This window comes from Candidatus Pantoea edessiphila (assembly GCF_002933315.1).
Taxonomy (GTDB): Bacteria; Pseudomonadota; Gammaproteobacteria; order Enterobacterales; family Enterobacteriaceae; genus Pantoea_C.
This window is the reverse complement of sequence record NZ_PDKT01000001.1, coordinates 356,880-378,824: the sequence shown is the minus strand read 5'-3', so window position 1 is coordinate 378,824 and position 21,945 is coordinate 356,880. Positions and strand designations below refer to the sequence as shown.

General features: G+C 29.2%; 15 protein-coding genes, 4 tRNA genes and 1 rRNA gene. 16 read left to right on the top strand and 4 right to left on the bottom strand.

All coding sequences use genetic code 11. From position 1 onward, the window contains the following. The 3 genes from rrf to birA all read left to right on the top strand — a co-directional run. Positions 1–91, top strand: a 5S ribosomal RNA gene (gene rrf / locus CRV12_RS03960); the annotation flags it as partial. Between the two features lie 77 nt (positions 92–168). After that, positions 169–1,200 (top strand): UDP-N-acetylmuramate dehydrogenase, encoded by a 1,032-nt coding sequence (murB, locus tag CRV12_RS01725; protein ID WP_136130911.1) that lies wholly within the window; start codon positions 169–171, stop codon positions 1,198–1,200. A gap of 3 nt (positions 1,201–1,203) precedes the next feature. After that, the gene (gene birA, locus CRV12_RS01720; protein ID WP_136130910.1) at positions 1,204–2,160 is read left to right on the top strand and encodes a bifunctional biotin--[acetyl-CoA-carboxylase] ligase/biotin operon repressor BirA; all 957 of its coding nucleotides are present in this window, start codon (positions 1,204–1,206) and stop codon (positions 2,158–2,160) included. A 72-nt stretch (positions 2,161–2,232) separates the two neighbouring features. On the opposite strand, the gene coaA is transcribed toward birA, so the two are convergent. After that, entirely contained in the window at positions 2,233–3,156 is a 924-nt protein-coding gene (coaA, locus tag CRV12_RS01715) for a type I pantothenate kinase (protein ID WP_136130909.1), read from the bottom strand. 427 nt (positions 3,157–3,583) lie between these two features. Between coaA and CRV12_RS01710 the strand changes: the two genes are divergently transcribed. The 13 genes from CRV12_RS01710 to hemE all read left to right on the top strand — a co-directional run bounded on the left by CRV12_RS01710 (position 3,584) and on the right by hemE (position 17,441). Further along, positions 3,584–3,656 (top strand) — tRNA-Thr (locus tag CRV12_RS01710). 9 nt (positions 3,657–3,665) lie between these two features. Then, positions 3,666–3,747, top strand: a tRNA-Tyr gene (locus CRV12_RS01705). 149 nt (positions 3,748–3,896) lie between these two features. Further along, a tRNA-Gly gene (locus tag CRV12_RS01700) sits at positions 3,897–3,971 on the top strand. Positions 3,972–3,976: 5 nt separating this feature from the next. Continuing rightward, positions 3,977–4,050 (top strand) — tRNA-Thr (locus tag CRV12_RS01695). 359 nt (positions 4,051–4,409) lie between these two features. Further along, positions 4,410–4,793 (top strand): preprotein translocase subunit SecE, encoded by a 384-nt coding sequence (gene secE, locus CRV12_RS01690; RefSeq protein ID WP_136130908.1) that lies wholly within the window; start codon positions 4,410–4,412, stop codon positions 4,791–4,793. A gap of 1 nt (position 4,794) precedes the next feature. Next, the gene (gene nusG / locus CRV12_RS01685; RefSeq protein ID WP_136130907.1) at positions 4,795–5,340 is read left to right on the top strand and encodes a transcription termination/antitermination protein NusG; all 546 of its coding nucleotides are present in this window, start codon (positions 4,795–4,797) and stop codon (positions 5,338–5,340) included. Between the two features lie 77 nt (positions 5,341–5,417). After that, entirely contained in the window at positions 5,418–5,846 is a 429-nt protein-coding gene (gene rplK, locus CRV12_RS01680) for a 50S ribosomal protein L11 (RefSeq protein WP_136130906.1), read from the top strand. A 2-nt stretch (positions 5,847–5,848) separates the two neighbouring features. Continuing rightward, entirely contained in the window at positions 5,849–6,544 is a 696-nt protein-coding gene (gene rplA / locus CRV12_RS01675) for a 50S ribosomal protein L1 (protein ID WP_136130905.1), read from the top strand. A 263-nt stretch (positions 6,545–6,807) separates the two neighbouring features. Then, complete coding sequence (gene rplJ, locus CRV12_RS01670; protein ID WP_136130904.1) at positions 6,808–7,305, top strand: 50S ribosomal protein L10; 498 nt, start codon at positions 6,808–6,810, stop codon at positions 7,303–7,305. A gap of 60 nt (positions 7,306–7,365) precedes the next feature. Next, complete coding sequence (rplL, locus tag CRV12_RS01665) at positions 7,366–7,722, top strand: 50S ribosomal protein L7/L12 (protein WP_136130903.1); 357 nt, start codon at positions 7,366–7,368, stop codon at positions 7,720–7,722. Between the two features lie 190 nt (positions 7,723–7,912). After that, on the top strand, positions 7,913–11,944 hold the full coding sequence (gene rpoB / locus CRV12_RS01660; RefSeq protein WP_136130902.1) for a DNA-directed RNA polymerase subunit beta: 4,032 nt from the start codon (positions 7,913–7,915) through the stop codon (positions 11,942–11,944). Between the two features lie 116 nt (positions 11,945–12,060). Further along, positions 12,061–16,287: a DNA-directed RNA polymerase subunit beta' gene (gene rpoC, locus CRV12_RS01655; RefSeq protein ID WP_136130901.1), complete on the top strand. Its 4,227-nt coding sequence runs from the start codon at positions 12,061–12,063 to the stop codon at positions 16,285–16,287. 92 nt (positions 16,288–16,379) lie between these two features. After that, positions 16,380–17,441, top strand: coding sequence for a uroporphyrinogen decarboxylase (gene hemE, locus CRV12_RS01650; RefSeq protein ID WP_136130900.1), 1,062 nt, complete (start codon positions 16,380–16,382; stop codon positions 17,439–17,441). Between the two features lie 41 nt (positions 17,442–17,482). Here hemE and purD read toward each other — a convergent pair whose 3' ends face one another. The 3 genes from purD to nrdF form a co-directional block, all read right to left on the bottom strand. Further along, positions 17,483–18,745, bottom strand: a complete 1,263-nt coding sequence (purD, locus tag CRV12_RS01645; protein WP_136130899.1) for a phosphoribosylamine--glycine ligase — start codon at positions 18,743–18,745, stop codon at positions 17,483–17,485. Between the two features lie 22 nt (positions 18,746–18,767). Further along, entirely contained in the window at positions 18,768–20,369 is a 1,602-nt protein-coding gene (gene purH, locus CRV12_RS01640) for a bifunctional phosphoribosylaminoimidazolecarboxamide formyltransferase/IMP cyclohydrolase (protein ID WP_136130898.1), read from the bottom strand. A gap of 612 nt (positions 20,370–20,981) precedes the next feature. Beyond that, the gene (gene nrdF, locus CRV12_RS01635) at positions 20,982–21,941 is read right to left on the bottom strand and encodes a class 1b ribonucleoside-diphosphate reductase subunit beta (protein WP_241973757.1); all 960 of its coding nucleotides are present in this window, start codon (positions 21,939–21,941) and stop codon (positions 20,982–20,984) included. Between the last annotated feature and the right edge of the window lie 4 nt (positions 21,942–21,945).

Sequence of the window (21,945 nt, the reverse complement as noted above, 5' to 3'; positions counted from 1 at the left end):
CACCTGAAACCATGCCGAACTCAGAAGTGAAATGTCGTAGTGCCGATGGTAGTGTGGAGTTTCTCCATGTGAGAGTAGGAAACTGCCAGGCATTAATTATCTAATACATTAGTTTTGTTTGAAATTTTTATTAAGATAATTGTATATTTAATTAAGATGATTTGAATAATGTCTAATAAACATTGCTCTTTAAAAGTAAATAATACTCTAGGGCTTGATATTGGTACCCGATTTCTTATCGTCGCAAAAAATAAAGAAACTATTTTAGAAGCATGGAAGTTTAGTAAATTTCTTAAATTACCATTTCTAATTCTAGGAGAAGCAAGTAATGTTTTATTTCTTGAAGATTTTGATGGTATTATTGTTCTTAATAGAATTAAGGGTATAAAAGTTTATGAAGATACTAGAACATGGAAATTACACATAGGAGCTGGAGAAAATTGGCATGAATTAGTACAAAATATGTTGACAAAAGGAATTTTTGGATTAGAAAATTTAGCTTGGATTCCTGGAACAGTAGGATCAGTTCCAATTCAGAATATTGGAGCTTATGGAGTTGAATTAAAGGATGTATGTAATTATGTAGATGTGATGCATTTAAATAATGGCAAGATCAAAAGAATTTATAGTAATGAATGTAATTTTTCTTATCGTGATAGTATTTTTAAAAATAAATATTGGACTAATTTTGTAATTATTTCTGTAGGTTTTTCATTAGAAAAAAAATGGAAACCAGTATTAACATATAATGATTTAAAATATTTAAATCCGGTTACTGCTTGGGATATTTTTAATGAAATTTTTCTTATACGTAACCGCAAAATACCTGATCCTAAAATTATAGGTAATGTTGGTAGTTTTTTTAAAAATCCTATAGTTACTCAGAAAAAAGCCACTCTACTATTAAAGTATTTCCCTGATATGCCTTTTTATCCTTGCATAAATAATCAAATAAAATTGGCTGCTGCTTGGTTGATTGATCAATGTAACTTAAAGGGATACTATGTTGGAGGTTCAACTATTTATAATAAGCAAGCACTAATATTAATTAATACAGGACAAGCAACTCCACAAGATATTTTATCTCTAGCTAGAGAAATACGTGTAAGAGTGGGTAAAAAATTTGATATATGGCTTGAACCAGAAGTACGCTTTATTAAAGCACAAGGCGAGTGTAACGCAATTGAGATGATTTCATAAACAATGAATATTAAATTAAAATTAATAGATATTTTATCTAATGGCAAAATATATTCTGGAAATAGACTAAGTAAAAATTTAGGTATATCTATATCAAGTTTAAGTAGTAAAATAAATATTTTAAAAAGTTGGGGACTGGATACACATATTACATCTGAGAATGAATATTATTTATTGAATTCCATAAAATTAATAAATGAAAAAGAAATTAAATCAAAACTGGGAAAAGACACTGTTTTATTTATTCCTGTTCTTAATTCTACGAACCAATATCTACTAGATCATATTGATTTTTTAAGATCTGGTGATATTTGTGTTGCTGAACATCAAATAGTTGGAAGAGGACGTCATGGGCGGTGTTGGTATTCTCCTTTTGGTTGTAACGTTTATATGTCTATGTGTTGGAAATTAAAACACAAAAGAAATATTTTGTCAAGTATTGCATTAGTTATCGGAGTATTAGTAGCGGAAACAATTCAATCGTTAGGTGTAAAAAATATATATACAAAATGGCCAAATGATCTTTATATTAATGGAAGTAAATTTGCAGGAATTTTAATTGAAATAAATAAAATAAGATATAATTATACAAAAATTATTATCGGAGTTGGTATTAATATTAGTATGTTAAATAATTTTAAGAATAATCTAAAAATTAATTCTCAATGGATTACTTTAAAAGAAATAGGATACGATATTAATCGAAATGATCTTATAGTGAATTTAACTAAAAATTTTCGTAAATTTTTACCTATTTTTGAAAAAGAGGGATTTAGTCCATTTTTATTACGTTGGAAAAATCTAGATAGTTTTACTAATAAGTATGTTAAATTAATTATTGGTAAAAGAGAACTACATGGTATTTCTCGAGGAATAGATAATAGAGGAGCTTTAATATTAGAAAATAATGGAAAAATTCAATCATGGTTAGGAGGAGAAATATCATTAAGAACTGTATAAAAATTACAATAGCTTAGGTTATTCTGAATATTGTTGGCAATTTTTATAATTTAAAAATGGTTTATTTTTTTACTATTTCCTCAAACTTACTAAATTGATACTGTGATCTTTTGTTTTAGTTAAAATTATATTTGCACGTCTTTTGGTTGGCAAAATGTTTTCTTTAAGATTTAATCCATTAATTTTTTGCCAGAAATTTTTAGCAATTTTTATAGTTTCTTTTTTGGATATATTAATATAATTATGAAAATATGAATTTGAATATGTAAAAGCGTTTTCGCGAAATTTCAAAAAACGACTAATATACCAATTCTTTAACAATGCCTCAACCGCATCAACATAAATAGAGCAATTAATGAAATCAGAAATAAATATCTGACTACCAAATGAATATTTTGGTGTACTTTGTAATAAATTTAATCCTTCAATAATTAAAATGTCTGGTTGTTTAATAATTTTATTTTTTTTAGGAACTATGTCATAAATAATATGTGAGTAGATTGGTGATATAACTTCAACACCTGATTTAAGATCTGAAAGAAATTTAATTAAACGACATACATCATAAGATTGTGGAAATCCTTTTTTTTCCATTAAACCTTTTTTTATAAGTATTTTATTCGGATACAAAAAAGAATCAGTTGTAATTAGTTCTACATTATTCTTAGTATACCATTGCTTTAATAGTACTTGTAATAAATTTGCTATAGTACTCTTACCAACTGCTACACCTCCCGATATACCAATTATATAAGGTATTTTTTTTATTTTGTTACCTAAAAAATTTCCAATAATTTTATGATGATAATTATTTGATTTAATAAAATAATTTAGCAAATATAAAAGCGGTAAATAAATTTCTGTAATTTCATTAATAGATAAACCAGAATTAATATTTTTTAATTTACCAAATTGTTCATTTGATAAATGTAATGGAATTGAATGACCTAAATTAGCCCATTCTTCACGATTAAATACTAAATAAAGATTTGTCATTATAATAATTTTTATTAATAATAAATAGATTTTAAAAAATAAGTATTTTTTAAATTTTAAATGCAAAAATATATAACAAATATGTTAATATTATAATTATCTTTCGTAAAGATACAATTATTTCTGTAAAAAAAAGTAAATTTAAGTTATAATCTTATTTTTAGTTAATTTATGAAATATTATTAACAATAAATAAAATAATTAGTTGCTATAATCTAATTTATTTATTATTGACAGTTTATTACCAAAGCAAGTTATTATAATCTAAAAAATATAAAAATTATATAATAGTGGTTTTGTATAAAATACAAAAAAATTCAATATCTTATATATGATAAATCATTTAATTATACGTAAATCATTTGTTTATTTTTAAAATTTTTGTTGCATCATATAAATAACACTTCTAAAATAAGTACTGTTTAGTGCCGGCTTAGCTCAGTTGGTAGAGCAACTGACTTGTAATCAGTAGGTCACCAGTTCAAATCCGGTAGCCGGCACCGAATATAGGTGGGATTCCCGAGCGGTTAAAGGGAGCAGACTGTAAATCTGCCGTCATAGACTTCGAAGGTTCGAATCCTTCTCCCACCATCATCTATACATATTTTGTTGATGAGCGATTATATTTTTTCATTTAATATTGTTGTGTAGTTTTTTATAATAAAAATTTTAGTTAAGTAAACATGAAGTACATAATTAAATTTCAATTATTTCTAATTTAATTAAAATATTCAATATATGCGGGTATTGTATAATGGTTATTACCTTAGCCTTCCAAGCTAACGATACGGGTTCGATTCCCGTTACCCGCTCCACGTATGCTGATATAGCTCAGTTGGTAGAGCGCGCCCTTGGTAAGGGCGAGGTTCCCCAGTTCAATTCTGGGTATCAGCATCGTTTTTTAAAATTAAAGGTGATTTATGAAAAATTTATATATTACAAATGTAAAATTTCGATTATATTATAAATAATTTTCTGAAATACTATTATTGGTTTTAAATTAACAAATTAATTGATATTGTTACGATGATTGATCATAAATATTATGTTTATATATAAATTAGATTTTAATAATTATATATTTATCAAATAAAATTTATCTAATTTATAAACGTATTTTAATACGTAATAGATTAATAAAATTATGTTATAAAGAATCATTTAGTTAATATACTTTTCCGATCTTTAATGATCTCTAAAAATCAATATGTTATTTCAAGAGTTTTAGAATTATTTTAGCAGGTTGGATATTTATGAGTACTAATAACGAAGCTAAAGTAAGTTTATTTAGCTTAGAAGTAACAAAGTGGGTGGTTATATTAACGTCTTTGCTAACTGCAATTTTATTTAATTATTATTGCAAAAAAATAACATTATATTTGCGTATGATAGCTATAATTACATTAGTTATAATCTCTATCTGTATTTTATTTTCAACAAAAACAGGTAAAAATTTTTCAGCTTTTATACGTGAATCAAAGGCTGAAATAAAAAAAGTTACTTGGCCTACTTATCAAGAAACTTTCCGGATAACTTTAATTGTTATAGCTGTTACTATATTAATGTCATTAATTTTATGGGGATTAGATAATATTCTAGTCCGTTTGGTGTCATTTGTTACTACCCTGAGGTTGTAAAATGTCTGATGTTCCAAAAAAACGTTGGTACGTTGTGCAGGCGTTTTCAGGTTTTGAAGGCCGTGTGGCGCAATCATTGCGTGAACACATTAAATTGTATAATATGGATAGCATGTTTGGGGATATTATGGTTCCCACTGAAGAGGTTGTTGAAATTCGCTGTGGTCAACGTCGAAAAAGTGAAAGGAAATTTTTTCCTGGTTATGTATTAGTCCAAATGGTGATGAACGATGCTACATGGCATTTAGTTCGTAACGTTCCGCGTGTTATGAGTTTTATCGGTGGAACTTCTGATAGACCATCTCCTATTAGTGACAAAGAAGCTTATACTATTATCAACAGACTGCAAGAAATGGGTGATAAACCACGTCCGAAAACAATTTTTGAACCAGGTGAAATCGTTCGAGTAAATGACGGTCCATTCGCTGATTTTAACAGCGTAGTAGAAGAAGTGGATTATGAAAAAAGTCGATTAAAGGTATCTGTTTCAATTTTTGGAAGAGCTACACCAGTAGAACTTGATTTTTCTCAAGTAGAAAAAGGTTGAATTGATTTGCCATAAATATTAGCTGTTAATTTATGTTCACGGATTATATTTAAAAAATAATAATAATGAGGAAGTATATGGCTAAAAAAGTTCAGGCATATGTTAAATTACAAATTGCTGCTGGTATGGCAAATCCTAGTCCACCTGTTGGCCCTGCTTTAGGTCAACAAGGCGTTAATATTATGCAATTTTGTAAAGATTTTAATACTGCAACTGCATCATTAGAAAAAGGTATGCCAACACCTGTTATTATTACAGTATATACTGATCGTACTTTTACCTTTATCACAAAAACTCCTCCAGCTGCAGTTCTTTTAAAAAAAGCTGCAGGTGTTAAATCAGGTTCTAGTAAACCTAACAAAGAAAAAATTGGTACTATTAATCGTATGCAAATTCTCGAGATAGCAAAAATTAAAGCAATAGATATGACAGGATCAAATATAGAAGCAATATCTCGCTCTATTGTAGGAACTGCTATTTCTATAGGATTAGTCATAGAGGATTGATAATGATAAAAGTAAATAAGCGTATGAATAAAATAATTAATGAAGTCGATTTAGCAAAAAAGTATAGTTGTTTAGATTCTATCTCTATGCTAAAAAAATTGGCTACAGCTAAATTTACAGAAAGTATTGATGTTGCCATTAATTTAAGTATTGATCCTAAAAAATCTAATCAAAACGTACGTGGAGCAACTATTTTACCTCACGGTACTGGTCGTCTTTTGCGCATTGCAGTTTTTGCTCAGGGAATACAAGCTGATGAAGCTAAAAAAGAAGGAGCTACACTTGTAGGTATGGAAGATCTTGTTGAGCATATTAAAAAAGGTAATATCAATTTTGATGTTGTTATTGCATCTACTGATGCAATGAATATTGTTGGTCAATTAGGTCAAATTTTAGGTACTAGAGGATTGATGCCAAATCCTAAAATGGGTACCGTAACTTCTAATGTTGCAAAAACTGTTAAAGATATTAAATCTGGTCAAATTCGTTATAAGAATGATAAAAATGGTATTATCCATACTACAATCGGTAAGATTAATTTTGAAGATAATAAATTAAAAGAAAATTTAGAATATCTAATTGCTGATTTAAAAAAAGCAAAGCCTATTCAATCCAAAGGAAATTATATAAAAAAAATTAGTATTTCAAGTACTATGGGTGTTGGAATTCAAATTGATCTGGCTAGTTTGAATATTTAATATATTGAAATTATATCTTGAAATAAGCAATAATTTTACGTAAGATCATGTTTTTAATTTGTAATTAGCAATAATTATTCAATATAAATTAAATATTACCTTGTATATATTAAATTGATAGTATATAAATGTTAGAAATATCAGGAAAATGCATTCTCTTTAATTGAGTAAATTTCGTTATTTTTGTTTATTCAAATTTAATTCAGATAAAAGTTAAATTATTTTCAAAAATCTTCTCCGATTAATTTTAGGAGCGCAAACCGATGCCACTAGGTCTTAAAGATAAAAAAAAGATTGTTACTAAAATTTATGAAATAGCAAAACAATCAATTTCGGCAGTCGTTGCCGACTTCCGTGGTGTTACTGTAGATAAAATAACTGAATTGAGAGAACAAGCTCGTAAATCTGGTGTATATATATATGTAGTTCGTAATACATTACTACATAGGATTGTTAAACATACACAGTTTAAGTGCTTAACAAACACTTTTATTGGTCCAACATTAATTGCGTATTCCATCGAACATCCTGGTATAGCTGCCCGTTTGTTAAGAGATTTTGCAAGGGAAAATATAACATTCAAAATCAAAGCTGCAGCTTTTGAAAATAAATTTATTGATGCAGATAATATTGATCTTTTAGCAGATTTACCTACGTATGAAGAAGCAATAATAAATTTAATGTTTACTATGAAAGAAGCAGCTGCGGGAAAAATAGTTCGTGTTCTGACTGCTATTCATAATGTAAAAAACGTGATTTAAATTCAAATTTTTCTGTTATCTAATAATTTATAAAGTTTTTTGATTTTAGGAACAATTGTAATGTCTATAACTAAAGACCAAATTTTAGAAGCTGTTTCTAATATGTCTGTAATGGAAGTTGTTGATTTAGTTTCTGCTATGGAAGAAAAGTTCGGTGTTTCTTCTAAGGTGATTGTAAATAATAGTCCAACTGAAATCATTGAAGAAAAAACTGAATTCAATGTAATATTAAAATCCATTGGTCCAAATAAAGTAGCCGTAATTAAAGCTGTGCGTGCAACAACTGGATTAGGTTTAAAAGAAGCTAAAGATTTAGTTGAAGCAACTGGTGTAATTAAAGAAGGAATTAATAAAGAAGAAGCAGCAGCTTTAGAAGTGATTTTAAAAGAGGCCGGAGCTGAAGTTGAAGTTAAATAAAATATTTTAGCTTACAGTCTAGCTATAGCAAGGCTGACGGCTGGTGACTTAAAAATCACCAGCCTTTTCTATTGAAATAATTAAATATAAAAATTAATTAGATATATAAGTGAATTTTATAAAATTGCAAGAAATATCTGTAAAAAAAGACCTATAACAGGTCGACCTATCAGCTAGTTGAGGAGCCATAATGGTTTACTCTTATACAGAAAAAAAACGAATCCGTAAGGATTTTGGTAAGCGTCCAAAAGTTTTAGACGTTCCTTACCTTCTCTTTATTCAACTTGACTCATTTCAAAAATTTATTGAACATGATCCAGATGGTCAATATGGCCTAGAAGCTGCTTTCCGTTCTGTATTTCCTATTATAAGTTATGGTGGTAATTCAGAATTACAATATGTTAGCTATCGTTTAGGTGATCCTGTTTTTGATGTAAAAGAATGTCAAATTCGTGGTGCGACTTATTCTGCTCCACTGAGAGTTAAGTTAAGATTAGTAAATTATGAACGTGATTTTTCATCTGAAAACACCGTAAAAAATATTAAAGAACAAGAAGTATATATGGGGGAAATTCCACTTATGACTGAAAATGGTACTTTTATTATTAATGGTACCGAACGTGTTATTGTCTCTCAGTTGCATCGTAGTCCCGGTGTTTTTTTTGATAGTGATAAAGGTAAAACCCATTCTTCAGGAAAAATATTATATAATGCACGTATAATTCCATATAGAGGTTCTTGGATAGATTTTGAATTTGATCCCAAAGATAATCTGTTTATTCGTATTGATCGTAGACGTAAATTACCTTCAACTATTATACTGCGTGCACTAGATTATACTACTGAGGATATTCTAAATATTTTTTTTGAAAAAAATATATTTAATATTTATGATAATAAAATATTAATGAAGTTAATTCCTGAAAGATTGCGTGGTGAAACTGCTACTTTCAATATTGAAATTAACGGAAAGATATATATTGAAAAATCACGTCGTATCACTTCACGTCATATTATTCAATTAGAAAAAAATAATATTCAATACATTGAAGTACCAACTGAATATCTTATAGGAAAAATTTTAGCTAAAAATTATCATGACTACAACACAAATGAAATAATAGCACCAGCTAATGCATATCTTTCATTAGAATTAATAGATAAATTGAAGAAATTAGGTCATAAACAAATTGAAACATTATTTATCAATGACTTAGATCACGGATCTTATATATCTGAAACTTTACGAATTGATCCAACTACTGATAGATTAAGTGCTCTTATTGAAATTTATCGTATGATGAGACCAGGTGAACCACCAACAAGAGAGGCTACAGAAAATCTTTTTGAAAGCTTATTTTTTTCTGAAGAAAGATATGATCTCTCTGCTGTAGGTCGTATGAAATTTAATCGCTCATTAGCAAGAGATCAAATAGAAGGTTCTAGTATTCTTAGTAAAGAAGATATAATTGACGTAATGAAAAAACTAATAAATATTCGTAACGGTAAAGGTGAAATAGATGATATCGATCATTTAGGAAATCGTCGCATTCGTTCAGTAGGTGAAATGGCTGAAAATCAATTTCGTATTGGTTTAATCCGCGTTGAACGTGCTGTTAGAGAGCGTTTATCATTAGGCGATCTTGATACTTTAATGCCTCAAGATATGATTAATGCTAAACCAATTTCAGCAGCAGTAAAAGAATTTTTTAGTTCTAGTCAGTTATCCCAATTTATGGATCAAAATAATCCATTATCTGAAATTACTCATAAACGTCGTATTTCTGCTCTTGGTCCAGGGGGTTTAACACGTGAAAGAGCTGGTTTTGAAGTAAGAGATGTTCATCCTACACACTATGGTCGTGTCTGTCCCATTGAAACTCCAGAAGGTCCAAATATTGGTTTAATTAATTCTTTATCTGTATATGCAAAAACAAATGAATACGGATTCTTGGAAACACCATATCGTTGTGTTTTTAACGGTGTTGTTTCTGATAAAATTAACTATTTATCTGCTATTGAAGAAGGTAATTATGTTATTGCTCAAGCAAATGCACATTTAGATAATAATGGCAAATTTATAGATGATCTAATTATTTGTCGCAATAAAGGTGAATCTGGCTTATTTAATAAAGAACAAGTTGATTATATGGATGTATCTACTCAACAAATAGTTTCTGTTGGTGCTTCATTAATACCTTTTCTTGAGCATGATGATGCTAATCGTGCTTTAATGGGTGCAAATATGCAACGTCAAGCTGTACCAACTTTACGTGCTGATAAACCATTAGTTGGTACAGGTATGGAACGAGCAGTAGCTGTGGATTCAGGAGTTACAATAGTAGCAAAACGTGGTGGTCTGGTACAATATGTAGATGCTTCTCGCATTGTTGTTAAGGTTAATGATAGAGAAATGCAAAATAATGAAGTTGGAATAGATATTTATAATTTAATTAAATATACTCGTTCTAACCAAAATACATGCATTAATCAAATGCCATGTATTTCTTTAGGTGAACAAATTGATAGAGGAGATGTATTAGCAGATGGTCCATCTACTGATCTTGGTGAATTAGCTTTAGGACAAAACATGCGTGTCGCTTTTATGCCTTGGAACGGTTACAATTTTGAAGATTCTATTTTAGTTTCAGAACGTGTAGTTCAAGAAGATAGATTTACCAGTATTCATATTCAAGAATTATCATGTATGTCACGTGATACTAAATTAGGTCCAGAAGAAGTTACTGCTGATATTCCAAATGTAAGCGAAGCTGCACTTTCTAAATTAGATGAATCTGGTATTGTTTATATTGGAGCAGAAGTAATTGGTGGGGATATTTTAGTAGGGAAAGTAACTCCTAAAGGTGAAACACAACTAACACCTGAAGAAAAATTATTACGTGCTATTTTTGGTGAGAAAGCATCTGATGTAAAAGATTCATCATTAAGGGTACCAAATGGTGTATCTGGTACAGTTATTGATGTACAAATTTTTACTAGAGATGGCATAGAAAAAGATAAGCGTTCTTTAGAAATTGAAGAAATGCAATTGAAACAAGCAAAAAAAGATTTATCTGAAGAAAAGAAAATTTTAGAATCTAGTATTTTTAATCGTATTCAATCAGTATTATTATCCAGTGACATTACAGTTAATGAACTAAATCAAATACCGCGTGAGCATTGGTTAAAAATCAATGTTAATAATCAAACTAAAAAAGAACAATTAAATCAATTAAAACATCAATATGAAGAACTAAAGCAGGAATTTGAGAAAAAAATAGAAGATAAACGTCGTAAAATCACTCAAGGTGATGATCTTGCTCCTGGCATATTGAAAATAGTTAAAGTTTATCTTGCTGTAAAGCGTCAAATTCAACCAGGAGATAAAATGGCAGGGCGCCATGGTAATAAAGGAGTTATCTCAAAAATAAATCCAATAGAAGATATGCCATACGATGAAAATGGAATTCCAGTTGATATTGTATTAAATCCTTTAGGTGTACCATCACGCATGAATATTGGCCAAATTCTTGAAACACATTTAGGTATGGCTGCTAAAGGTATAGGCGATAAAATTAATGCAATGTTAAAGAAAAAAGAAGAAATACTTAAATTACGTAAATTTATGCAACGTGCTTATGATTTAGGTACAGATCTTCGCCAAAAAGTTGATTTAAGCAAATTTAGTGATACAGAAATATTATGTTTAGCTGAAAACCTAAAAAAAGGCATGCCAATTGCAAGTCCTGTTTTTGATGGTGCAAAAGAACATGAAATTAAAGAGTTATTAAAATTAAGTGGATTACCTTTATCTGGTCAAATCACTTTATTTGATGGACGAACTAGCGAGAAATTTGAAAGACAGGTTACTGTTGGATATATGTATATGCTTAAACTTAATCATTTAGTTGATGATAAGATGCATGCTCGTTCAACAGGTTCTTATAGTTTAGTTACTCAACAACCTTTAGGTGGTAAAGCTCAATTTGGTGGTCAAAGATTTGGTGAAATGGAAGTTTGGGCATTAGAAGCTTATGGTGCAGCATATACTTTACAGGAAATGCTTACAGTAAAATCTGATGACGTTAATGGTCGAACTAGAATGTATAAAAACATTGTAGATGGTAACCATAATATGGAACCAGGTATGCCTGAGTCTTTTAATGTATTATTAAAAGAAATTCGATCATTAGGCATAAATATTGATCTCGAGGATGAATAACCTAGGCTTGCAATCTTAAGAAATACAGATTAAAAGTTTTATTGAGTTTAATTTATATTGATGATGGAGTATTTAAACACTCTTAAATCTTACCTTCCCCCAATGAGAATTAATCCGTGAAAGATTTACTTAAGTTCCTAAAAACACAAAATAAAAAAGAAGAATTTGATACCATCAAAATTTCTTTAGCTGCGCCAGATATGATACGTTCCTGGTCTTTTGGTGAAGTAAAAAAACCAGAAACTATTAACTACCGCACTTTTAAACCAGAACGTGATGGTCTTTTTTGTGCTCGTATTTTTGGACCTGTAAAAGATTATGAATGTTTATGTGGTAAATATAAAAGGTTAAAGCACCGAGGTGTAATTTGTGAAAAGTGTGGTGTAGAAGTCACTCAAACTAAAGTTCGTCGTGAACGTATGGGACACATAGAATTAGCATCACCAACAGCGCATATTTGGTTTTTAAAATCCCTACCATCACGTATTGGATTATTGTTAGATATGCCTCTACGTGATATAGAAAGAGTGCTGTATTTCGAGTCTTATGTCGTAGTTGAAGGTGGTATGACAAGTCTTGAAAAAAGACAAATGTTAACTGAAGAACAATATCTTGACGTATTAGAAGAATTTGGTGATGAATTCGATGCAAAAATGGGTGCAGAAGCAATTCAATATTTATTAAAAAATATGGAATTGGAACAAGAATGTGAACAATTACGTGATGAATTAAACGAGACCAATTCTGAAACTAAAAGAAAAAAAATAACTAAAAGAATTAAATTATTAGAATCTTTTATTCAATCTGGCAATAAACCTGAATGGATGATTTTAAGCGTATTACCAGTACTACCACCAGATTTACGTCCCTTAGTACCTTTAGATGGAGGAAGATTTGCAACATCAGATTTAAACGATCTTTATCGTCGTGTTATTAATCGTAATAATAGATTAAAAAGATTATTGGATCTTTCTGCTCCAGATATAATTGTTAGAAATGAAAAAAGAATGTTGCAAGAAGCAGTAGATGCATTATTAGATAATGGTAGAAGAGGTCGTGCTATTACTGGTTCCAATAAACGTCCATTAAAATCATTAGCTGATATGATTAAAGGAAAACAAGGTAGATTTCGTCAAAATTTATTAGGTAAACGTGTTGATTATTCTGGAAGATCTGTAATTACAGTTGGTCCATATCTCCGTTTACATCAATGTGGATTACCAAAAAAGATGGCATTAGAATTATTTAAACCATTTATTTATGGTAAGTTAGAAATTAAAGGGCTAGCTACTACAATAAAAGCCGCAAAAAAAATGGTTGAAAGAGAAGATGCAGTTGTTTGGGACATTCTTGATGATGTTATTCGTGAACACCCAGTTTTATTAAACCGTGCACCTACATTACATCGTCTGGGTATTCAAGCATTTGAACCTATCCTTGTTGAAGGAAAAGCAATTCAATTGCATCCTTTAGTCTGTGCTGCATATAATGCCGACTTTGATGGTGACCAAATGGCTGTACATGTACCATTAACATTAGAAGCTCAATTAGAAGCACGTGCATTAATGATGTCAACTAATAATATTTTATCTCCTGCAAATGGTGAACCAATTATCGTGCCTTCCCAAGATGTCGTTTTAGGATTATATTACATGACTCGCGATAAAGTTAATGCTAAAGGAGAAGGTATGATGTTAACTGGGCCAAAAGAAGCAGAGAGATTATACCGAACTGGACACGCTGAATTACACGCACGCGTTAAAGTTCGCATTAATGAATTTTATAAAAATGAATTTGATGAATTTGTTTGTAATACTAATATTGTAGATACTACTATTGGTCGTGCAATTCTTTGGATGATTGTACCCAAGGGTTTACCTTTCTCTATTGTTAATCAAATTTTAGGGAAAAAAACTATATCTAAAATGTTAAATACTTGTTATCGTATTTTAGGTTTGAAAGCTACTGTTACGTTTGCTGATCAAATTATGTACTCTGGTTTTGCGTATGCAGCTCGCTCAGGTGTTTCAGTAGGTATTGATGATATGGTGATTCCTGAAAAAAAATTAGAGATTATATCTGAAGCAGAACTGGAAGTAGCTGAAATTCAAGAACAATTTCAATCTGGTTTGGTTACGGTAGGAGAAAGATATAATAAAGTTATTGACATATGGGCTGCTGCTAATGAAAGAGTTGCTAAAGCAATGATGAAAAATCTTTCTACCGAATCCGTAATTATCAATAATGGTAAAGAAAAAAAACAATTATCTTTCAATAATATATTTATGATGGCTGATTCAGGTGCTCGTGGATCCGCAGCTCAAATTCGTCAGTTAGCAGGAATGCGTGGTCTCATGGCAAAACCAGATGGATCAATTATTGAAACTCCTATAACTGCAAATTTTCGTGAAGGTTTAAATGTTCTTCAATATTTTATTTCGACTCATGGTGCACGTAAAGGTTTAGCTGATACAGCTTTAAAAACTGCGAATTCAGGTTATTTAACTCGTCGTTTGGTAGATGTTGCACAAGATTTGGTAATTACAGAAGATGATTGCGGTACTTATGAAGGAATAACAATGACTCCAGTTATAGAAGGAGGAGATGTTAAAGATCCATTACGTGAACGTGTATTAGGTAGAGTAATTTTAGAAGATATATTTAAACCTGGAAGTTCTAAAGTATTAATCTCAAGAAACACTTTGCTTGATGAATATTGGTGTGATGTTTTAGAAGCACATTCCATAGATACTATAAAAGTACGCTCAGTAGTGTGTTGTGAAACTGATTTTGGAGTATGCGCTAATTGTTATGGTCGTGATTTAGCAAGGGGTCATCTTGTTAATAAAGGTGAAGCAATTGGTGTCATCGCAGCACAATCAATTGGAGAACCTGGTACACAGCTCACAATGCGCACATTTCATATTGGAGGTGCTGCATCACGTGCGGCTACTGAATCAAGTATCAGAGTTAAGAATAAAGGTAATATACAATTAATAAATGCCAAAATTGTATTTAATTCTCTAGGTAAAGCAATAGTAATATCACGTAATGTTGAATTAAAAATAGTTGATAAGTTTAATAGAACTAAAGAACGTTATAAAATACCTTATGGATCAATAATAGAAAAAGATGATGGTGAATTAGTTGCTTCAGGAGAAATAGTAGCAAATTGGGATCCTCATACAATGCCAGTTATTACTGAAATAAGTGGTTTTATCCGTTTTATTGATATAATAGAAGGTCAAACTATTACTAGACAAACAGATGATTTAACAGGTTTATCTTCTCTAGTAGTTTTAGACAATGCAGAAAGAACTACTGGTGGTAAAGATTTACGTCCTGCTCTTAAGATTGTTGATGAAAAAGGACAGGATATTTTTATATTAGGTACTGATATTCCGGCACAATATTTTTTACCAGGAAAAGCAATAGTGCAATTAGAAGATGGTGCAAAAATTAGTACAGGAGATATATTGGCTCGTGTTCCTCAAGAATCTGGAGGAACTAAGGATATAACTGGAGGTTTACCGCGAGTTGCTGATTTATTTGAAGCTCGTCGTCCCAAAGAACCTGCTATATTAGCAGAAATTAGCGGTATTGTTTCTTTTGGTAAGGAAACAAAAGGTAAAAGACGATTAATGATTACTCCAATCAATGGAGATGAAATATATGAAGAAATGATTCCAAAATGGCGACAATTAAATGTATTTGAAGGTGAACGTGTTGAAATAGGTGATGTAATTTCTGATGGTCCTGAATCTCCACACGATATTTTGCGTTTACGTGGTGTTCATGCAGTAACACGTTATATTACTAATGAAGTACAGGAGGTATATCGATTACAAGGCGTTAAAATAAATGATAAACATATTGAAGTTATAGTTCGTCAAATGTTACGTAAAGCAACTATTATAAGCACTGATAATCCAGAATTTTTAGAAGGTGAGCAAGTAGAGTTTTCTCGAATTAGAATTTCTAATCGTATATTAAAAGCAAAAGGAAAAAATCCTACAGTATATGTAAGAGAATTGCTTGGTGTTACTAAAGCTTCATTAGCAACTGAATCATTTATTTCTGCAGCATCATTTCAGGAAACCACACGTGTTCTAACTGAAGCATCAGTAGCAGGTAAATACGATTCACTTAGAGGATTGAAAGAAAATGTTATAGTTGGTAGACTAATCCCTGCAGGTACAGGATATTCATATCATAAAGATCGCATACGTCATAGATTAGCTAATAAAGAAAATTTATCTAATTTACAACTTACCGCTGACAAAGCTTCCGCTAATTTAGCAGAACTTCTAAACGCTGGTTTAAATACTTGTAATGATGAATGAATAATTGTTTTTTCATCATTGTAAAATGAATATCATTACCAATATTTTGGTAATGATATTAGGTTTTTTTAATATTTAGTATAAAATTAATTATGTGCAATTTAAAAAATGATCGTTATTTACGTGCTATGATGCGTCAACCAGTAGATGTTACACCCGTTTGGATGATGAGACAAGCTGGTCGATATTTACCGGAATATAAGAAGATACGCTCTAAATTTAATAGTTTTTTATCAATATGTAAAAATGTTGATATAGCTTGTGAAATTACATTACAACCTTTACGTCGTTATAATTTAGATGCTGCAATAATTTTTAGTGATATTTTGATAGTACCTGATGCAATGGGTTTAGGTCTTTATTTTGATAAACAGCATGGTCCTCGTTTTTTGTATCCTATTAGTTGTCAAAACGATATCAAAAGATTACCTATATATGATCCTGAAAAAGAATTAAGTTATGTAATGAATACAATACGTATGATTCATAAAAATCTTAAAGGAGAAGTTCCATTAATTGGTTTTTCTGGAAGTCCATGGACTTTAGCAGCATATATGGTAGAAGGTGGTGGTAGTAAAGTTTTTAATAAAATAAAAAAAATGATGTATTCTGACCCATTAATTTTACATAAAATGCTTGATAGACTGACAGATAATATCATTTTATATCTAAATGCGCAAATTCATGCTGGTGTACAATCTTTAATTATATTTGATACTTGGGGTGGTATACTAACTTGGTCTGCTTATCGTGAATTTTCTTTATATTATTTACAAAAAATAATTGAAAACGTATTACGTAAAAACAAAAAAAGTTATGTACCAATTGTATTGTTTACTAAAGGTGGTAACCAATGGTTAGAAGCTATGGCTAATATTGGTTTTGATGGTTTAGGTATTGATTGGACTATTAATATTGGTGATGCACGTCGTCGTATTGGTAATAAAGTTGCAATTCAAGGTAATATGGATCCTTCAGTACTTTATTCTTCCCCTAAGCGTATCATAAAAGAGGTATATAAAATTTTAAAAAGTTTTGGTAAAGGTAGTGGTCATATTTTTAATCTTGGTCATGGTATACATCAAGATACCTCACCAGAAAATGCAGGTGTATTTATCGATGCGGTACATCATCTATCACGTATATGGCATTAAATTTTATTAAAAATTAGTTCTTGATTTAATAGTTATGATAACTAACTATAACCAATGTCTGTACGATAGTAAATATTATTCCAATAGATAGATTTAGCTATTTTATATACCTGTTTTCGAGCAACAGTGGCATTTTGGTTAATAGCTGTTATGCATAAAACACGTCCTCCATTAGTAATTAATTGATTGCCATTTAAACTTGTCCCTGAATGAAAAATTTTACTATTAGTAAAATTTTTTTTAGGTAAACCATAAATTATTTGATTATTGATATAATTATTAGGATATCCTTTTGTAGCTAATACTAAACTTAATGCGTATCGTGGATCCCAATTAATTTGTTTTTGATCTAATATACCTTTACATCCCGCCATGCAAATATCTACAATATCAGATTGTAAACGCATCATAATTGATTGAGTTTCTGGGTCTCCTAAACGACAATTAAATTCTATTACTGTTGGTTTTCCTAATTCGTCAATAATTAATCCAGCATATAAAAAACCAGTATATGGATTACCATCTAATGACATACCAAATACGGTAGGATATATAATATGATCCATTATATTTTGATATACATCGTTATTTATTATAGCCGGTGAATGAGAGCCCATACCTCCCGTATTTAAACCTATATTATTATCGCTAATACGTTTGTAATCTTGACTAGTAGCCATAGGTAATATATTTTTACCATCAACCATTACAATAAAACTTACCTCTTTACCATATAAAAACTCTTCAATTATAATTCGTTTACCTGCATTTCCAAATAAATTTCCTGAAAGCATATTTTGAATTATATTTTTTGCTTCTTTTTTGTTTTGTGCAATAATTACACCTTTACCAGATGCTAAACCATCAGCTTTAATAACAATAGGCAAACTTATTTTATCAAGATAAGATAAAGCAATATTTATATCCGTAAAATATTCATACTTGGGAGTGGGAATATTGTAACGAGATAAAAATTTTTTAGTGAAAACCTTAGAACTTTCTATTTGAGAAGCAGATTTGGTTGGAGCAAATATATTGAATCCTAATTCATGGAATTCATCTACAATACCCATGGTAATTGGTAATTCAGGACCGACAATTGTTAAATCTATTTTTTCTTTCTTGGCAAAACTTTTCAATGCTGATATATCAGTATAATTAATTTTTACATTATGTACACGAGGTTCTAAAATAGTACCAGCATTTCCTGGAGCAATAAATATAATATCAACTAATGCTGATTGAGATGCTTTCCATGCTAATGCATGTTCACGTCCACCATTACCAACAATTAAAATTTTCATATTTTTTATTTCTATATATTAATTAATGACGAAAATGTCTTATCTTAGTAAAGATCATCGAGATATTATGTTCATTAGCGGCTTTAATAATTTCTTTATCACGGATAGAGCCACCAGGTTGAATAATACAACTTATACCCATTTCAGCAGCAATATCAATATTATCACGAAATGGAAAAAAAGCATCAGATGCCATAACACAATTTTTTATTTGTAATTTTGCATTATTTGCTTTAATAGCAGCAATTTTTACTGCATCTATACGGCTCATCTGACCTGCACCAATGCCAATTGTAGCACCGTTTATAGCACAAACAATTGCATTAGATTTAACAAATTTAGATACTTTCCAACAAAATATTGCATCGTTCATTTGTTGCTCATTTGGTTGAGTATTAGTGACTACACTAATTTTATCATTTTCTATAGTGGTAAGATTATGTTGTTGAATTAAAAATCCACCAATAACACTTTTAAAATCTATTTGTGGAAATATTTGATCATGTTGATTATATGTCACTAATCTAATTTTTTTCTTTTTATTAATAATTTTTAGTGCAATTTCAGTAATTGATGGAGCTATTAAAACTTCTAAAAATTGATTATTAATAATCAATTCAATAGTTGATTTATTCAATATACAATTTAAAGCTACAACACCACCAAATGCTGAAACAGGATCAGTATTATAAGCACGCTTATAAGCGTCATCAATTGAATGATTGATCGCAACTCCACATGGATTTGCGTGTTTAATTATTACACATGCAGGTTGATTAAATTCTTTTAAGCATTCTATAGCTGTATTAATATCAATGATATTATTATATGAAAGTTTTTTTCCTTGAATTTTTAATAAATTTGACATACATTTGTTATTTTTATTTTCTTGTATATAAAAAGCAGCAGATTGATGATTATTTTCCCCATAAAGCATATTCTTCTTTTTGATTAATTTAATATTTATTATTTCTGGAAGAATATTTTCATCCGTTATATGGTTATTTTGTTCATTATTATATAAATCACCTCTTAAATTATTAAAATAATCAGAAATAATATTACTATAAATATTTAAATATTTAAAAGCCTTACTAGCTAATTTTAAACGAGTATCTAAAGTTAATGAATTATTGTTAATATCTAATTCATCTATAATTAAATCATAATCGGTATTTTTAACAACAACAGATACAAATTTATAATTTTTTGCTGCAGAACATACCATTGTTGGACCTCCAATATCTATATTTTCTATTGCTTCTTCTATGCAACAATTATCACGAGTAATAGTTTTCATAAATGGATAAAAATTAGCTACTACCATATCTATTGGAAATATATCATTATCTTGAATAAGATTATCATCTTTACCACGACGATATAAAATGCCAGCATATATTTTTGAATGTAATGTTTTAACACGACCATTTATCATTTCTGGAAATCCAGTATATTTGGATACTTCTATAATTGGTATTCCTGAACGCATTAATAAAATTGCAGTACCACTTGTAGCAAGTATTTTAATATTTCGATTATGTAGTTCTTTAGCAAAATTAATTATACCAGTTTTATCAAAAACACTAATTAAAACATATCTAATAGAATTATTTTTTTGCATATGTGTTTTTTTGCCTTTATGGTTTTATCATAGAATGATATTTTTTGAATATAGAATATTTTATTAGTTGTTAATATATTACAATCAGAAGGATAATAATTATTATTGAAATTATAATAATTTATAACGTACTTCAATTTAGAATAATTGGTATTAATCAATCACTAATGATATATTTTATGCTAAATTACAAATGTTATAGTATCAATAAATTATCTATATAAATTTTTAATATTTTATAAATTCAAAATTTATATAGTTTTTCATATATAGTTAAAATGTATTCAATATTATAATAACATGATATCTTATATACAAATAATCTTACTTGTAAACATTACTGTTGTAATTTTTAAAGAAAATTATAAAAAGATAATTACTATTTATTTTAATATGCATCAATTATCTAATGTCTAATTGTATTTTTATTTCTATTTACTATGATCAATTGGCATTAGTGGTAACAAATTTTATATTAATGTTTTATTTTGATATTAAATATTAATTTTGGATTTTTAAAAATTAATTTTTGATAAAAAATCAAGAATATTAGCATTTCAACATTCAATTAACATGTTAAATGCAGCTAATATGTGAGAGATATCTAATAAATTAAAAATTCCAATCTTCATCCTCAGTATCTACTGATTTACCTACCATGTAAGATGAACCGGAACCAGAAAAAAAATCATGATTTTCATTGGAATTAGGTGAAAGAGCAGATAAAATTACTGGATTAACCATAGTTAATTCTGCTGGGAAAAGGGCTTCGTAACCTAAATTCATTAAAGCCTTATTAGCATTATAATTAAGAAAAACTATTACTTCTTCTGCCCAACCTATATCATTATATAGTTCATTGGTATAAATTACTTCATTTTCATATAGAGCCAACAGATAACTATAACAAAAGTTTTTTAATTCTTTACGGCGATTTTCGTTAACATTTACTAGTGATTTTTGGTATTTATATCCTATATAGTAGCCATGGACAGCCTCATCTCTCATAATTAAACGTATCAAGTCAGCTGTATTTGTTAACTTACCACGACTTGACCAATACATTGGCAACCAAAACCCGGAATAAAACAAAAAAGATTCAAGAAATACACTTGCTATTTTCTTTTTTAATGAATCATCTGATTGGTAATATTCAAGAATCATATTTACTTTTTTTTGTAATGGTTTATTTTTATCACTCCATAAATAAGCACTATCTACGTCTTGAGTATTACATAATGTAGAAAATATTGAGCTATAAGATCGTGCATGTACAGCTTCCATAAAGCTTATATTTGATAACACAGATTTTTCATGCGATGTTAATGCATCATTAATTAAACCTGGTGCACCTATTACATTTTGAACGGTGTCTAATAATGTTAATCCAGTAAAGACACGAGTAGTTAATTGTTGTTGATTTTTATCTAAAGTTTGCCAGGTAGGAAAATCATTAGACAAAGGTATTTTTTCTGGTATCCAAAAGTTACTGGTGAGGCGATTCCATACCTCAAGATCTTTTTCATCTTGAATTCGATTCCAATTAACTGCTTGAATTTTTTTTAATTGCATAATT

Bases quoted from the DNA above. Each gene is read 5' to 3' on its own strand.
- murB (WP_136130911.1), top strand. From the start codon at position 169: ATGTCTAATAAACATTGCTCTTTAAAAGTAAATAATACTCTAGGGCTT.
- birA (WP_136130910.1), top strand. From the start codon at position 1,204: ATGAATATTAAATTAAAATTAATAGATATTTTATCTAATGGCAAAATA.
- coaA (WP_136130909.1), bottom strand. From the start codon at position 3,156: ATGACAAATCTTTATTTAGTATTTAATCGTGAAGAATGGGCTAATTTA.
- secE (WP_136130908.1), top strand. From the start codon at position 4,410: ATGAGTACTAATAACGAAGCTAAAGTAAGTTTATTTAGCTTAGAAGTA.
- nusG (WP_136130907.1), top strand. From the start codon at position 4,795: ATGTCTGATGTTCCAAAAAAACGTTGGTACGTTGTGCAGGCGTTTTCA.
- rplK (WP_136130906.1), top strand. From the start codon at position 5,418: ATGGCTAAAAAAGTTCAGGCATATGTTAAATTACAAATTGCTGCTGGT.
- rplA (WP_136130905.1), top strand. From the start codon at position 5,849: ATGATAAAAGTAAATAAGCGTATGAATAAAATAATTAATGAAGTCGAT.
- rplJ (WP_136130904.1), top strand. From the start codon at position 6,808: ATGCCACTAGGTCTTAAAGATAAAAAAAAGATTGTTACTAAAATTTAT.
- rplL (WP_136130903.1), top strand. From the start codon at position 7,366: ATGTCTATAACTAAAGACCAAATTTTAGAAGCTGTTTCTAATATGTCT.
- rpoB (WP_136130902.1), top strand. From the start codon at position 7,913: ATGGTTTACTCTTATACAGAAAAAAAACGAATCCGTAAGGATTTTGGT.
- hemE (WP_136130900.1), top strand. From the start codon at position 16,380: ATGTGCAATTTAAAAAATGATCGTTATTTACGTGCTATGATGCGTCAA.
- purD (WP_136130899.1), bottom strand. From the start codon at position 18,745: ATGAAAATTTTAATTGTTGGTAATGGTGGACGTGAACATGCATTAGCA.
- purH (WP_136130898.1), bottom strand. From the start codon at position 20,369: ATGCAAAAAAATAATTCTATTAGATATGTTTTAATTAGTGTTTTTGAT.
- nrdF (WP_241973757.1), bottom strand. From the start codon at position 21,941: ATGCAATTAAAAAAAATTCAAGCAGTTAATTGGAATCGAATTCAAGAT.